The organism is Bradyrhizobium sp. USDA 4449, assembly GCF_054056275.1.
On sequence record NZ_JBSRYD010000001.1, the window covers coordinates 5,553,014 to 5,565,564 of the forward strand.

General features: G+C 64.6%; 18 protein-coding genes. 12 read left to right on the forward strand and 6 right to left on the reverse strand.

Annotated features, from left to right (window positions below):
• The first annotated feature begins 30 nt into the window (after positions 1-30).
• The 5 genes from ACVIIW_RS25935 to ACVIIW_RS25955 all read left to right on the forward strand — a co-directional run bounded on the left by ACVIIW_RS25935 (position 31) and on the right by ACVIIW_RS25955 (position 4,301).
• The gene (locus ACVIIW_RS25935; RefSeq protein ID WP_456703334.1) at positions 31-1,944 is read left to right on the forward strand and encodes an FAD-binding monooxygenase; all 1,914 of its coding nucleotides are present in this window, start codon (positions 31-33) and stop codon (positions 1,942-1,944) included.
• 139 nt (positions 1,945-2,083) lie between these two features.
• Positions 2,084-3,049: an SH3 domain-containing protein gene (locus ACVIIW_RS25940; protein ID WP_456703335.1), complete on the forward strand. Its 966-nt coding sequence runs from the start codon at positions 2,084-2,086 to the stop codon at positions 3,047-3,049.
• Positions 3,050-3,211: 162 nt separating this feature from the next.
• A complete protein-coding gene (locus ACVIIW_RS25945) occupies positions 3,212-3,490 on the forward strand; it encodes a hypothetical protein (protein WP_456703336.1) in 279 nt (92 codons plus the stop codon).
• A 126-nt stretch (positions 3,491-3,616) separates the two neighbouring features.
• Positions 3,617-3,898, forward strand: a complete 282-nt coding sequence (locus tag ACVIIW_RS25950; RefSeq protein WP_456703337.1) for a hypothetical protein — start codon at positions 3,617-3,619, stop codon at positions 3,896-3,898.
• Positions 3,899-3,983: 85 nt separating this feature from the next.
• Complete coding sequence (locus tag ACVIIW_RS25955; protein WP_456705270.1) at positions 3,984-4,301, forward strand: hypothetical protein; 318 nt, start codon at positions 3,984-3,986, stop codon at positions 4,299-4,301.
• A gap of 18 nt (positions 4,302-4,319) precedes the next feature.
• Here ACVIIW_RS25955 and ACVIIW_RS25960 read toward each other — a convergent pair whose 3' ends face one another.
• The 3 genes from ACVIIW_RS25960 to ACVIIW_RS25970 form a co-directional block, all read right to left on the reverse strand.
• The gene (locus tag ACVIIW_RS25960) at positions 4,320-4,598 is read right to left on the reverse strand and encodes a hypothetical protein (RefSeq protein WP_456705271.1); all 279 of its coding nucleotides are present in this window, start codon (positions 4,596-4,598) and stop codon (positions 4,320-4,322) included.
• A gap of 2 nt (positions 4,599-4,600) precedes the next feature.
• A complete protein-coding gene (locus ACVIIW_RS25965) occupies positions 4,601-4,945 on the reverse strand; it encodes a DMT family transporter (RefSeq protein WP_456703338.1) in 345 nt (114 codons plus the stop codon).
• 205 nt (positions 4,946-5,150) lie between these two features.
• Positions 5,151-5,816, reverse strand: coding sequence for an O-methyltransferase (locus tag ACVIIW_RS25970; RefSeq protein WP_456703339.1), 666 nt, complete (start codon positions 5,814-5,816; stop codon positions 5,151-5,153).
• 98 nt (positions 5,817-5,914) lie between these two features.
• On the opposite strand from ACVIIW_RS25970, the gene ACVIIW_RS25975 reads away from it, so the two are divergent.
• Positions 5,915-6,559, forward strand: a complete 645-nt coding sequence (locus tag ACVIIW_RS25975) for a TetR family transcriptional regulator (RefSeq protein WP_456703340.1) — start codon at positions 5,915-5,917, stop codon at positions 6,557-6,559.
• Positions 6,560-6,643: 84 nt separating this feature from the next.
• The gene (pdxY, locus tag ACVIIW_RS25980) at positions 6,644-7,456 is read left to right on the forward strand and encodes a pyridoxal kinase (RefSeq protein ID WP_456703341.1); all 813 of its coding nucleotides are present in this window, start codon (positions 6,644-6,646) and stop codon (positions 7,454-7,456) included.
• Positions 7,457-7,464: 8 nt separating this feature from the next.
• Here the strand turns inward: pdxY and ACVIIW_RS25985 are convergent, their stop codons facing one another.
• Positions 7,465-8,802, reverse strand: a complete 1,338-nt coding sequence (locus ACVIIW_RS25985) for a hypothetical protein (RefSeq protein WP_456703342.1) — start codon at positions 8,800-8,802, stop codon at positions 7,465-7,467.
• A gap of 69 nt (positions 8,803-8,871) precedes the next feature.
• Here ACVIIW_RS25985 and ACVIIW_RS25990 point away from each other — a divergent pair, with 69 nt between their 5' ends.
• Both ACVIIW_RS25990 and ACVIIW_RS25995 read left to right on the forward strand, forming a co-directional pair.
• Complete coding sequence (locus ACVIIW_RS25990) at positions 8,872-9,180, forward strand: hypothetical protein (RefSeq protein ID WP_456703343.1); 309 nt, start codon at positions 8,872-8,874, stop codon at positions 9,178-9,180.
• A gap of 90 nt (positions 9,181-9,270) precedes the next feature.
• Positions 9,271-9,417: a hypothetical protein gene (locus tag ACVIIW_RS25995; protein ID WP_456703344.1), complete on the forward strand. Its 147-nt coding sequence runs from the start codon at positions 9,271-9,273 to the stop codon at positions 9,415-9,417.
• Positions 9,418-9,458: 41 nt separating this feature from the next.
• On the opposite strand, the gene ACVIIW_RS26000 is transcribed toward ACVIIW_RS25995, so the two are convergent.
• Positions 9,459-9,809 carry a zinc ribbon domain-containing protein YjdM gene (locus tag ACVIIW_RS26000; protein ID WP_456703345.1) on the reverse strand — a complete coding sequence of 117 codons (351 nt, stop codon included), beginning with the start codon at positions 9,807-9,809 and terminating at the stop codon, positions 9,459-9,461.
• 79 nt (positions 9,810-9,888) lie between these two features.
• Positions 9,889-10,722, reverse strand: coding sequence for a PhzF family phenazine biosynthesis protein (locus ACVIIW_RS26005; protein ID WP_456703346.1), 834 nt, complete (start codon positions 10,720-10,722; stop codon positions 9,889-9,891).
• Positions 10,723-10,919: 197 nt separating this feature from the next.
• Here ACVIIW_RS26005 and ACVIIW_RS26010 point away from each other — a divergent pair, with 197 nt between their 5' ends.
• From ACVIIW_RS26010 to ACVIIW_RS26020, 3 genes are all read left to right on the forward strand, one after another.
• Entirely contained in the window at positions 10,920-11,195 is a 276-nt protein-coding gene (locus tag ACVIIW_RS26010; RefSeq protein ID WP_456703347.1) for a hypothetical protein, read from the forward strand.
• Positions 11,196-11,220: 25 nt separating this feature from the next.
• On the forward strand, positions 11,221-11,886 hold the full coding sequence (locus ACVIIW_RS26015) for a cell envelope biogenesis protein TolA (RefSeq protein ID WP_456703348.1): 666 nt from the start codon (positions 11,221-11,223) through the stop codon (positions 11,884-11,886).
• A 153-nt stretch (positions 11,887-12,039) separates the two neighbouring features.
• Positions 12,040-12,549 (forward strand): GDSL-type esterase/lipase family protein, encoded by a 510-nt coding sequence (locus tag ACVIIW_RS26020; RefSeq protein WP_456703349.1) that lies wholly within the window; start codon positions 12,040-12,042, stop codon positions 12,547-12,549.
• The last annotated feature ends 2 nt before the right edge of the window (positions 12,550-12,551 follow it).

The following is a 12,551-nucleotide window of genomic DNA, read 5'->3' on the forward strand; positions in this document are numbered from 1 at the left end:
GGAAACGAGACGACAACGGGAGAGGTGCCGATGCAATTCCATCTCAATGGATTCCAGCCGGGCGACCCTGAGATCGCCGATCCCGCAGAGCGCGTTCAAGGCGCGGGCGCTGCGGGGGCAGTGCCTGACGAGGTTGACGTTCTCATCGTCGGCTGCGGGCCTGCGGGCCTGACGCTCGCGGCTCAGCTCGCGCAATTCGGCGACATCAAGACCTGCATCGTCGAGCAGAAGCCTGGCCGGCTCTCGGTCGGCCAGGCCGATGGCATCGCCTGCCGAACCATGGAGATGTTTCATGCCTACGGCTTCAGCGAGCGCGTCCTGAAGGAAGCCTATTGGGTGAACGAGACGACGTTCTGGAAGCCGGACGAACGGGCGCCGGACAAGATCGTTCGCAGCGGCCGGGTGCAGGACGTCGAGGACGGGCTGTCGGAATTCCCGCACGTCATCCTCAACCAGGCGCGCATCCATGACGGCTTTCTCGACGTGATGCGCAAATCGCCCGCAAAGCTCGAGCCCTATTACGGGAGGCGTCTGCTGGATCTAGAGGTCGATCCGGCCGCCGGGCCAGCCGATCATGCGGTGACCGTCCGGCTCGAACGCGCCGATGAGGGCAAGATCGAGACCGTCAAGGCGCGCTACGTCGTCGGTTGCGACGGCGCGCGCAGTACGGTGCGCAAGTCGATCGGCCGCGAGCTGCATGGCGATTCCGCCAACCACGCCTGGGGCGTGATGGACGTGCTGGCGGTGACCGACTTTCCTGATATCCGCTTCAAGGCGCTGATCCAGTCGGCCAGGGACGGCAGCCTGCTCATCATTCCGCGCGAAGGCGGCTACATGGTTCGGCTCTATGTCGAGCTGGCAAAACTCGACGTCGGTGAGCGCGTCGCCAACCGCAACATCACCGCCGATGACGTGATAGCAAAAGCGCAGCGGATCCTGAGGCCGCATACGCTCGATGTGAAGGAGATCGCCTGGTGGTCGGTCTACGAAATCGGCCAGCGCCTGACCGACAAGTTCGACGATGTGCCGGAAGCCGAGATCGCGACGCGCCACCCGCGCATTTTCATCGCCGGCGATGCCTGCCATACCCACAGCCCCAAGGCAGGGCAGGGAATGAACGTCTCGATGCAGGACGCCTTCAATCTCGGCTGGAAGCTCGCCGCCGTTCTCCGCAAGCAGTGTGCGCCGGGCCTGCTGCATTCCTATTCGGCCGAGCGGCAGGCCGTGGCGAAGGAACTGATCGATTTCGATCGCGAATGGGCGGGGATTCTCGCTTCGGCAGCGAAAACGGGTGGCGCTGATGCCGCCAAGACCCAGGATTACTTCGTCAGGCACGGCCGCTACACCGCGGGCACGGCGACGCAGTACACTCCGTCGATCCTCACGGGCGCGGGATCGCATCAGCATCTCGCGCGTGGCCTCGCCGTCGGCAAGCGATTTCATTCGGCGCCCGTCATTCGGCTTGGCGATGCCAAGCCTGTCCATCTTGGCCACGTGGGGAAGGCCGATGGCCGCTTCCGCATTTATGCGTTTGCCGGTGCGGAAGATCCGACAGCGGCTGGCTCCGCCATTCGCTCGCTGTGCAATTTCCTCCTCGAAGCCAAGGGTTCACCGCTGAAACGATATACGCCTGAAGGTGCCGACATCGATTCCGTGATCGATCTGCGTGCGGTGTTTCAACAGGACCATCGCGAGCTTGCGATCGAGGCGATGCCAGCCCTGCTGTTGCCGCGCAAAGGTCGGTACGGCTTGCTCGACTACGAAAAAATGTTCTGTCCGGACCTCAAGGGCGGTCATGACGTCTTCACGATGCGGGGCATCGACCGGAAGACGGGCTGCTTGGTCGTTGTGCGGCCGGATCAATACGTCGCGCAGGTGTTGCCGTTCGACGATTTTGCTGCGCTCGCAGCATATTTTGACGGCTTCATGCTGCAGGTCAGCTGACACTTTGCCGTGCCGATGAATGGCGGATGAATATTGAACTGCGCACGCCGCGCATCTCAATCTTTCGGCTGATCCGGCGCTTGCGCACGGAACGCTTTATTCCGCTTGCGCGTTCCGCCTCTCAGAGGAGGACTTCGCCATGAGATTGAGAACCGCTTTAGTTGCCGCATTGCTGCTCGCGCCGACCGCCGCAATGGCCGCGCCTGGTATCGTCACCGTCTCGACCGGCCTGCGCGCCGGCCCGGGTGCGGGCTTTCCCCTGGTCGATCGCGTCCCCGAGGGCGCCCGCGTCAACATTCATGGCTGCCTGCGTGGTGATGCCTGGTGCGACGTGAGCTTCTCCGACGATCGCGGCTGGGTATCGTCGCAATATCTCGAATATCTCTACCGCAATCACTACGTCTACCTGCCCGACTATGCCGACGAGATCGACGTGCCCGTCGTTCCCTTCGTGCTGAGTTCGTACTGGTCGAGCTACTACGAGGGCCGCCCCTGGTATCGGCGCCACGCCTACTGGAATAACTACTGGAACTCGCATGAGCGCTTCGCGACGCGGATGACGATCGATCCGAACGCCGCTCGTATCGGGCGTGCGGCGACGCGTGACGCGGCGGTCGCGCTGGGCCGCGAAGGCGTCCACGGCAACGGCAACGTCAACGGCGCCGCGATCTCGGGGCGTGATGCCGCGACGGTACGGCGTGACGCAGCCATCACGAAGCGCGACGCTGCAGCGACGGCCGACCGGGCCAGCGCCGGACGCAGCGAGCACCTTGCGCATGAGCGAACGGCCGTGCAGGGACGCAATCCCCGTGATGCGCAGGCGCGTATGATGCACGAGCCGACCGCTGCCCGGGCCGCAGTGCGTGCGCAGCCGATGGCGCGTGCACATGAAGCGCCGCACATGTCGGCTGCGCCGGCGGCCCGGCCCGCGATGTCGCATATGGCTCAGCCGAATGTCAGTCATGGTGCGCCGATGAGTGCCCATGCGCAGATGCCGGCACCGCATGCGGCTGCACCTGCCGCGCCGCATCCCGGCGGCGGTGGTGGCGCTCCGCACATCAACGCCGCCCCGCATGGTGGAGGCGGCGGTCACGAGAAGCACTAGCATTCCTGAAAAGCCCGGCCTTCGTGCCGGGCTTTTTGCTGGCCCGGGTTCCGTGCGCGTACAATTTAAGAAAGTTCTTCGCGGGCAGATTTCAAGGATCGTAACATGTATACTCAAAGGTGTAAGCATCCACTCGGGGCAGCGGGGCTACGGGAGGATGAGATGAGACAGAGCCAGGCGGACTCGCGCCGCCAAAATGTCGCGAAGCGCTCGATGACCAGAGAGGTCAAGCAACTGGCCGGCCTGATCGCCGGCTTGCGTAAATCCCTCGACGGCATCCACAAGGAGCGGGCGAGCACCAAGCTTTCCGGCGCCGAGATGGGGCTGCTCGACGAGCGCCGCAATAATTTATTGCTTACCATTGCTGCCCTGGACGACCGTCTGTCCGCAGTGCAGGGATTGATTGACCTCGGCCGCCCACACCCCATCCGCGTTCACTGACGGATCGCGGGCATTATCGGCTTCGTCGCGGCGGCGACGGACCGGGCTCGGCTGGCTGCGCTGCGCGGCATAGCGCATAGCAGGCAGATTGACCTCTCTCGCTCGACGGAACCTTGCAGGTGCACAATGCTGCCGTTGATGGCACCAAATTGCCACTCTCCCGGCGAATTGCCGCCAAAGCCCGCTGCCACCACAGGAGGGGCGCAGGGCAGCGCAAGGGGATGCGATTTGGCCTACAAGATGGTCGCAGAACGCGACAATGAGAAGTACAGTTTTGCCCGCGAGAGCCGGTTGCTCATCGTGGCGAAGGCGAAGGTTTGGGCGAGCGAAGGATGGCGGGTCGTCATCACCGATCAAGACGGCAAGGCCTACGCGCCCGCGGAATTCGATCAGTTGCTGGCTGCGTGATCGCAGGACGGCTTAGGGGACGACATTGAAACCGCTATTTCGACCGGGGCGCGAGGTCATCGCGCCTCTGGTGATTCTCGGGGCCATGGCGGCAGCGAGCGTCGTGCTGTCGGTGCCGCTTGCCTCAGCGCAAAATCTCGACGCGGGCAAATCGCCTGAAAAGCTCTTCGCCGACGGTTGCATGGCCTGCCATCGCAGCCCGCGAGGGCTTGCGAAGGGGCGCTACAGCCTGACGCTGTCCTGGTTCCTCCAGGACCATTACTCGGCCGGCCCCGACACGGCCAAGGCACTCGCAGCCTATCTGGTGTCGGTCGATACGCCAGCTCCCGCGGCTGCGGCGAAGCCCGGCACAAAGTCGTCCCGATCCAAGCCGCATCCGCCCAAACCTGTGCAGGGGCAATAGCCAGGGATCCGGACCTGGTTAGGCGCGCCAATAGGTCCGTTCGATCAGGCGGTCGTGCACGGCGCGCAAATCGGCGTTGATCCGCGCTTGTCCGGTCGTGACGAAGGACAGCCAGGCGCCATCGGCGGCGAGACGCACGATCTGAAGCTCTGGCGCAGCGTCCGTGGCGCGATGCCGCCTCAGGCGTGCTTTCATCCAGTCCTTCCAGAGCCGCCGTAGCGACGGATCGGTGACGAGCACCATGCTCAGCGTCGCCCATGATGTGGCGAAGCCGAAGGCTTTTCCGGTGAACACCACGTTCAATGCGCCGTCGTCTGCGAGAACAGGTTGATGACGACGACTCCCGAGACGATCAGGGCGATGCCGACGAAGGCCGCGGCATCCAGCATCTGACGGAACATCACGAAGGCGACGGCGGCTGTCAGGATAATGCCGACCCCGCCCCAGATCGCATAGGCGATGCTCAAGGGAATCACCCGGATCGCCACCGACAGTGCGTAGAACGAGGCGACATAGAACAGCACCATCGCCAGCGTCGGCCAGGGCCGTGTGAACTGCGCGGATTGCTGCAGCAAGGCGGACGCCGTCACCTCGAACAGGATGGCGAGGGCAAGCGCTGCATAGGAGGTGAGGGCGGACGTCATGGCGGTCTCGACAGTGGGTGCGAAAGATACCGCTCGGTAGGAGGTTGAGCACGCGCGACACGGCTTTCGTCGGGAGAAGGTATTGCGTGCGAGTGACGAGCCTGCGACAGGTCGGAACCTGTGGTGCGATGAGGGTGCGAACGCCGAGCCACCGCGCGATGAATCACGCGATGGCGCCGAGTGTCACAGAGCTTTCGATGCGGTCCTAATTGATCCGCACGGAAAGTTCGACGTCCTCTGCGAAGGGCGTGGACATGTAGCCGCTGTCAGATGCGCGCACGCGCGCCAGATAGTCCGGGCTGAAGTCGGCGTTGTCGGCGACGATGATCGCGCCGGGGTTCAGGCGGTCTTCGACAAGATCGAGGATCTCAGGGTAGAGCGCCTTGGCGCCATCGAGCAACACGAGATCGATCCGTTCGGGCAGATCGGCGCTCAATGTCTTCAGCGCATCGCCTTCGCGGATCTCGACGAGATCGATCAGCCCGCCGGCCGAGAGGTTCTCGCGCGCCCGCGCCGCCTTGGACGGTTCGAACTCGCTGGTGATGAGCCGGCCGCCGCCATTGTCGCGCAAGCCTGCGGCCAAATGCAGCGTCGACATGCCGAACGAGGTGCCGAACTCGACGATCGCCCTCGCTCGGGAGCTGCGCGCCAGCATGTAGAGCAGCTGAGCGGTCTCGCGCGAGACCGCCAGCGGTGCGTCCTTCAGACGTGCGTAGAGGTCGCGGTAATCGGTCTTGCTTCGCATCATCCTTGCGCGGTCGACGTCGCTCAAATCGGCGAACGCGGCTTGCGCTGCGCCCTCTGCGGCTTCGGCCTGGCTGAACAGGCGATCGAGCAGCGGCGCAAGCGATGTGATCGTTGGGGTGGCCATTGGGTGTCTCCAGAGTTGGTGGCGCAGCGGGTGCTTGCGTACGAACTGAAATACGATTAATTCGTCGCATTTCCTATTCGCATTCCCCAGGGCGTCCGATGGCCGACCGTCGAAGTCGTTCGGTTTCCTCACGAAAACAGCCGCAGCAGGCCCGCTCCAATGAGCTGGTGGCGGCCATTCTGGATGCCGCTATTCAGGTCCTGGCAAAGGAGGGCGCGCAGCGTTTCACCACTGCGCGCGTGGCTGAGCGGGCCGGGGTGAGCGTTGGCTCGCTCTACCAATATTTTCCGAACAAGGCGGCCATCCTGTTTCGTCTGCAAAGCGACGAGTGGCGGAGCACGAGCGAGCTCCTGCGCGGCATTCTCGCTGACCGTACGAAGCCGCCACCGGAGCGACTCCGCGCGCTGGTCCACGCCTTCATACGCTCCGAATGCGACGAGGCTGCGATCCGTGGTGCGCTCAGCGATGCCGCACCGCTTTATCGTGATGCACCCGAGGCGCAGGAGGCGCGCGCAGCGGGCGAGGGCGTGGTTGCGGTCTTCATGCGGGAGGCGCTGCCAAAAGCCATGGAGGCGACACGCGAACTCGCCGGGGAGCTGATCAAGAGGACGCTGGGCGAGGTCGGAAAGCGGTTCTCCGAGACGCCACGCAGCGAGGCGGACATCAGGCGTTACGCCGACGGGATGGCCGACATGTTCTGCGCCTATCTCGATGAGCTTGCGCGACGCGAACGTCATTCCTGACATCCGCGTTTGCTGCCCAATAGCGTTGGGGCAGGCCGAGCTCTACGCTTGCGCCGGGGCGCGATTGCTTTTAGGGACCTCTGCATGCTCGTCATCTCCATTCAAAGCCAGGTGGTCCACGGCCATGTCGGTAACAGCGCTGCGGCCTACGCCATGCAGGCGGAGGGCGTGAACGTCGCCGCCGTACCAACGACGCTGCTGTCGAACCACCCGCGTTATCCGACCCTGCGCGGGCGCGTGCTCGATGCCGAGCTGGTCGCCGATCTGCTGAGGGGTGTCGAGGAGCGGGACCTCGTCGATGAGGCCGCGGTGCTTGTCACCGGCTATGTCGGCTCGCCCGACAATGCTGTCGTCGTCGCCGACTTCGTCGAACGCGCGCTGTCGCGAAACGCGAAGCTCGTCTATCTCTGCGACCCCGTCATCGGGGATGACGGCCGCGTCTATGTCGCCGACGGCATTTTGGACGTGCTGCGGCATCGCCTGTTGCCTTCAGCGCATTTGGTCACGCCGAACCAGTTCGAGCTGGAGTTGCTCTCTGGCGCCAAGATCGCCGACACGGATGCCTTGCGGACGGCAGCTGCTGCGCTTGCGGGACACCGCCGGATCGACGTTGTCGCCACCGGCTGCACACTCCTCGACACTCCGGCAGGACAGGTGGAGACGATTTTGTGCGCCGACGGGCAATTGTCGCGTTTTGCGACCCCGCGCGTGCCGATCAGCCCCTATGGCACCGGTGATCTCCTCACCGGCCTGATTGCGGCGCACCTCGCCAAGGGCATGGCGATCGAGGCGTCGGTGCGGCTCGCGGTCGAGACGATCTTCGCTGTGCTCCTTCGCACCCAGCAGTCGGGATCGGCCGAGATGCGTCTCGTGCCGTTGCCGACGTCAGGTCCATAAGACCAGGATCACGTCGTGCGTTTCCTTCCGGCTGACTGTGCCGACTTCTGCGATTTTGCCGCGCTCTTCTGCTCGCGTGCGGCCTGGGCCTTCGGCGGCTTGGCGCTCGCCACAGTTCGCGCTTTTTTCGATTTGGTATTGGCGGCTTCCTTGCGGTCGGTCGCAACGCCGCGCTTGGAGATGTATTCCGCACCGTCGATCGGACCCACATGCGGCGGATCGCGACCGAGATAGGGCCGGCCGATGCCGAGCGCCTTGGCGTTGGCATCGACCCATTTCCACAACACTTCCGTTGAGGCCCAGCGTTGCGCGCGGTTGTTGCCCTGGGTGCTGACGATGTCGGCCGCCATGCCGTGGCCATAACCGCCGCGGAGACTGCCGCCGTGATAGGAGCGGTTGGAGGCCGCCTTCAGGCCGCTTGCAATCTCCTGGCGGTAGTCGTCGCGAAACGCGCTGGTGATGCCCGGCGACAGGCCGGCGGCTTCCGCTGCGAGCAGCATGTGAAACAGCTTCTGCTTGAAGCTCTTGTCCATGCCGCCGATCACGTAGTCCATCAGCGGCATATTGGCGTGTGCGGCCGCCTTCGGATCTTTCCAGGAAAAATCCTCGTCGACGAGTTTCGTGAAGCTGCGCATCACCGTGACCGTCCTGCCCTTGCGCCTGATGGTGACGGCGCGGCGGTCTTCGACCTTGATCGAATCTTCCTTTGGCGTGCGCTGATAGAGCGCCCAGAGATAGCGGTCGATGCAGGCATCCATGGCGAAGCATTCGTCGAGCACGGCCACGGTATCTGCGGGCGGCGGCTTGCTTTCGGCCACAGGCCCGCTTGCGATCGCGGCGGGCGACAGCGCGTCTTGCGGCACGACGTCGCCGGGATCGGCGGAGGCGAGGTTGATGGGCGGGGCCTGGGCAGGTTCAGCCGCGGCTTCGCTTGCGACGGGCACAGGTTCAGCGGCTTCGCTGGTGACAGCAGGCGCAGGTTCGGGCGCGATCTGAGGGGGCGTTGGGCCCGCCGGCACGATGTCGGTAGGATCGGCCGAGGCGATCTGGACGGTGGGGGCGGGCGCTTCGGGCGGTGAGGCTTCAACTGTCGCCACAACCGGCGTCGTGGCCGCTGCGGCCGCGATATCGGCGGTCAGCGCGATGCCATCGTCGATCGTCGCAGCGCGCGGGATATCGGCGAGCTCAAGGCGGCTGAGATCTTTGGCGCGGGAAACGGCGGCTGCATCGGCGCCGCCATTCTCGATCAGCGCAGGGGCATAGGCGGAGAACGAGAGCGCCAGCCAGCCGACCATCACGGCCGAGGGGCACGAGACCGCCACAAGAAGAGACCGCCGATCATTCATGATCCCCGCCTCCAAAGTTCGCCAACGAACCCGATTGCACAGCCAAGTACGCGGCGGGTCAATTGTTCGGTGGACGACGTGGCGGTGCAATGGTGCAAATGCCCCAAAACCGGGTTTTTCAAGCCGGTGTTGCTGGAATGCAACTACTGGTTCCCGCTCCAATGGGGGGCAACGTCGGCGCGGCAGCGGGCAATCGCGCTGGCGACCATTGAAATCATCGATGCGCTCGGCACCAAGCTTGTCGCGAAGCTGCAATCACTTGCCAGTGCGTTGGATTACACACCACCAGTGTCGCGCATCGATGCGCGGGATGAGAATGGTCAGCAAGAAAACCCGCGGTCACGCGCGACTTGTTACCGGCGTTCGCAACGAGTGTGATCTCTTTAATAGTTGTTTTGCAGATCGCGGCGCTTGATGCGGGCGCCGCATATTGGCGGCCAAGAAATCTTTTTCATAATGGAGTTCGTCATGCCTGTTGCGCAAAAAGCTGTTGTCGCCGCCACGTCGCTGCGTGAGTTCGTCATCCGTCACCTCGCGCTGTTTGCAGCCGCCGCGCTGTTCGTATTCGTGCTGAGCCTGACCTATGGGCTCGATCTCAGCCCCGGCTTCTTCTGAGCGTCGCGGCCGGCCTCAGCCGCCGGCCCGCGTCGCTCGCCTCACGCCTTCTTCACGAATTCCGACTTCAGGTTCATCGCGCCGATGCCGTCGATCTTGCAGGCGATGTTGTGGCCGTCCGTCGCGTCCTGCAGGCGGATGTTGCGGACCTTGGTCCCGCCTTTCACGACCGACGAGGAGCCCTTGACCTTGAGGTCCTTCATCACGATGACGCTGTCGCCATCGCTGAGCACATTGCCATGGGCGTCGCGCACGCCGGCATCCGCGGGCGCCTCCGCGGTGCTGCCGGCCGTGGAGCTCCATTCATGGCCGCACTCCGGGCAGATCCAGAGATCGCGGTCCTGATAGGCGTGCTCCGACTGGCAGGCGGGGCATTTGGTGGCGTCGCTCATGATGGGTCGTGTCTCGCAGCTGTCCTTGCGCTGCGCACCGTAGGGGCGAAGCCGCGCAATGCAAGGAAAACCAGGGCTATTACGCGTCCATGAACCGTGCCGTGCCCGATACCAGGATCGAGCTACCCTTGGCGGCGCCGATCGTGGCACCGATCAGCGAGCGCGCGCCCATGTCTTCGCCCTGGACGATGTCGATGGCGCCGCCATGCGGCCAGCCGATGTCGCGCAAATAGCCTGCGAACGCGGCGGCGGCCGCACCCGTGGCGGGATCCTCGACCACCCCGCCGGCGGCAAAGGCATTGCGCACATGGAACAGGCGCGGTGTCTCCAGCGTCACCAGGGCGATGGTGACGAGGCCCGCTTGCTGCATCAGCGCGCGGCCGCGATCGAAATCATAGCTCATGCGCGCGAGCGCGTCGCGCGATTTCAGCGCCAGCATGACATGATCGGCCCCGCCGTGAATTCTCGCGGGCGGGAGGCGGGGATCGAGATCGGAGGCCGCATAGCCGAACAGGTCGAGCAACGCATCCTGCAAGCCGGCATCGAGCGGCGCGCTGCGCGTCGGCGGCGATTGCAGCGCGGCCGCGATGGTGTCGCGGTCGCGCCGTCCCGATACGGAAATGACCGCATCGTTCAGATGCAGCCCAAAGCTGCGATCGCCGTAGCGGTGCGCCAGAGCCGCACCGAGCGCGATGGTGGCGTGGCCGCAGAACGGCACCTCCATGGCCGGCGAAAAATAACGCACGCGCCAGGCCTCGCCTGCGGGCGCGGCAAAGGCGGTCTCGGAAAAGCCGACCTCAGCCGCGATCGCCTGCATCGCCGACGCATCGGGCAAGGCGTCGCCGATCCAGACGCCGGCGGGATTGCCGCCGATGTTGCCGTCGGAGAAGGCGGCGATGCGGAGAACTGTCATGAGGTCATCCTGATGTAGCGGCGGCTTCGTAGGGCGGCAGAGCGCAAGCGAAACCGATCGTTCGGCGGGCTGTTGATGGGTTTCGCGTGCACTCAACCTATCCTACAACAGCGCGGATCGTCCGAGGAAGTTGAAGCTGAATTTGCTTGCCTTGCCGGGCGTCCTCCCGCACTCTTTCCCGCGAAGGAGATCAACGCATGAAGATCATGACTGTCGCCTGTGCGCTTGGAACCGCCCTGGTGCTGCTGGGGTCATCAGGTGCTGATGCGAGGGCGCGGAGGGCTGTCGTCGTTCACGCTCCACAGGAACGGCTCGTCGTCACGGCGCCCGTGCTGAGGCCGACGCCGTGGGACTACAACGTCGTTCCGCGCTATCGTTATCGCCCCGAAGACGATCGCGTCGATCCTTACGGCCCGCCGCTGGTGCCGTCCTATATTCGTTACGAGGGATGGCGCTGGCCCTATTGGTGGTAGCGAGCGCTCAGCCGCACAAGGCGACATGGCAAGAAAGCCATCAAGAAAGCTGAAGACCTACCGGACCTCGCTCGGCTTCTACGACCAGGCGGTCGCCGCACCTTCGATGAAGGCGGCGCTGGACGCCTGGGGCGCCAAGTCCAACCTGTTTCATCAGGGCATCGCCAAGGAGACCGACGACCCCGACATCGTCGCCGCGACCATGGCGGCCCCCGGTGTCGTGCTCAGGCGGGCGGTAGGATCGGACGGCCCGTTCAGCGAGCACGCCGCATTGCCGACCGATCTCGCCGGCGACGAGGACAAGCCGAAATCCAGGTATAAAGTTAAGTCTAAATCCAAGTCTAAATCAAAGAAGCGCCCGATCAAGAGTCCGGCCAGGGATGCGGCGAAGTCCGGGACCGGCGATCGACAGGCGCGAGCGGCCGCTGCGGCGTTTGCCAGGGAAGAGCAGCGACGCGAAAGCGCGCGCCGCAAGGAAGAGTCCGCCCGCGCCAAGGCGCGCGCGCGCCGGGACAAGGCGCTCGCTTCCGCGCAGGCGGCGCTGGACCAAGCAAGGCAGGACCACCAGGCCCGGGCGGAGGCGATCGAGGCCGAGCGCGCTGCGCTGGATGAACGGGCCGCGGCGGAACACGGCCGTTGGGACAAGCAGCGGATCAAGCTCGAGCAGGCGGTTCGTCGCGCGCGCGAGTAGGCGCGCGGTTTGAGCGCTCCTGTCCTTTCGTCGTAGCTTCCCGCGACCTCCGGGATGTTGCCAAACGCGGGGCGATGGCGAACATTGCTTGCCGATCTCGACTGGGCATTTGTCCAGCCCCGATCGAAACGATCCAAATGGGGGGAGCTGGCAATGAAACGTTTGAGCTTGCGAATTTTCGTCCTTGCCGTTGCCACGTTGGTTGTTGCCGCGGTCCATCCCGCATCCGCGCAGATCGTGGCTCTCGGCCACAGCGCCGTTCACGGCAACGTCTCGGAGTCCGAGATGTGGCCGGCCGTGTTGGAGGGATTGCTGCGCGCGAGAGGCTCCCAGGTTCACGTCACCAATGCCGGCGTCTGGGGCGAGACCACCGATGCGACGCTGGCGCGTACGCCGAGTGCCGTCCCCGATGGGACCAGGCTCGTCCTCCTCTGCGACAACCCGGCCAATGACGTCAGGCACAATATGAGCCCGGTCAGGGCCATGCAGAACATCGCCGCCATCAAGAGCCAGTTGAAGGCACGGGGCATCCGGGTCATCGACGTCTGGGGGACCTACATGTCGATCTGGCGGCAGCCGGGCAACGTCGGCCCCGACGGCCGTCATCTGAGCGTCGAGGGCAACAAGAAGATGGCCGCGGCGGTGGTGGGGTTGGTGAGATAGGC

Excerpts from the sequence above, each read along its gene's own strand:
- ACVIIW_RS25965 (WP_456703338.1), bottom strand. The coding sequence starts at position 4,945 with ATGACGTCCGCCCTCACCTCCTATGCAGCGCTTGCCCTCGCCATCCTG.
- ACVIIW_RS25985 (WP_456703342.1), bottom strand. The coding sequence starts at position 8,802 with ATGAATGATCGGCGGTCTCTTCTTGTGGCGGTCTCGTGCCCCTCGGCC.
- ACVIIW_RS26000 (WP_456703345.1), bottom strand. The coding sequence starts at position 9,809 with ATGAGCGACGCCACCAAATGCCCCGCCTGCCAGTCGGAGCACGCCTAT.
- ACVIIW_RS25935 (WP_456703334.1), top strand. The coding sequence starts at position 31 with ATGCAATTCCATCTCAATGGATTCCAGCCGGGCGACCCTGAGATCGCC.
- ACVIIW_RS25970 (WP_456703339.1), bottom strand. The coding sequence starts at position 5,816 with ATGGCCACCCCAACGATCACATCGCTTGCGCCGCTGCTCGATCGCCTG.
- ACVIIW_RS25940 (WP_456703335.1), top strand. The coding sequence starts at position 2,084 with ATGAGATTGAGAACCGCTTTAGTTGCCGCATTGCTGCTCGCGCCGACC.
- ACVIIW_RS26020 (WP_456703349.1), top strand. The coding sequence starts at position 12,040 with ATGAAACGTTTGAGCTTGCGAATTTTCGTCCTTGCCGTTGCCACGTTG.
- ACVIIW_RS25955 (WP_456705270.1), top strand. The coding sequence starts at position 3,984 with ATGGCGGCAGCGAGCGTCGTGCTGTCGGTGCCGCTTGCCTCAGCGCAA.
- ACVIIW_RS26005 (WP_456703346.1), bottom strand. The coding sequence starts at position 10,722 with ATGACAGTTCTCCGCATCGCCGCCTTCTCCGACGGCAACATCGGCGGC.
- ACVIIW_RS26010 (WP_456703347.1), top strand. The coding sequence starts at position 10,920 with ATGAAGATCATGACTGTCGCCTGTGCGCTTGGAACCGCCCTGGTGCTG.
- ACVIIW_RS25950 (WP_456703337.1), top strand. The coding sequence starts at position 3,617 with ATGCTGCCGTTGATGGCACCAAATTGCCACTCTCCCGGCGAATTGCCG.
- pdxY (WP_456703341.1), top strand. The coding sequence starts at position 6,644 with ATGCTCGTCATCTCCATTCAAAGCCAGGTGGTCCACGGCCATGTCGGT.
- ACVIIW_RS26015 (WP_456703348.1), top strand. The coding sequence starts at position 11,221 with ATGGCAAGAAAGCCATCAAGAAAGCTGAAGACCTACCGGACCTCGCTC.
- ACVIIW_RS25945 (WP_456703336.1), top strand. The coding sequence starts at position 3,212 with ATGAGACAGAGCCAGGCGGACTCGCGCCGCCAAAATGTCGCGAAGCGC.
- ACVIIW_RS25975 (WP_456703340.1), top strand. The coding sequence starts at position 5,915 with ATGGCCGACCGTCGAAGTCGTTCGGTTTCCTCACGAAAACAGCCGCAG.
- ACVIIW_RS25995 (WP_456703344.1), top strand. The coding sequence starts at position 9,271 with ATGCCTGTTGCGCAAAAAGCTGTTGTCGCCGCCACGTCGCTGCGTGAG.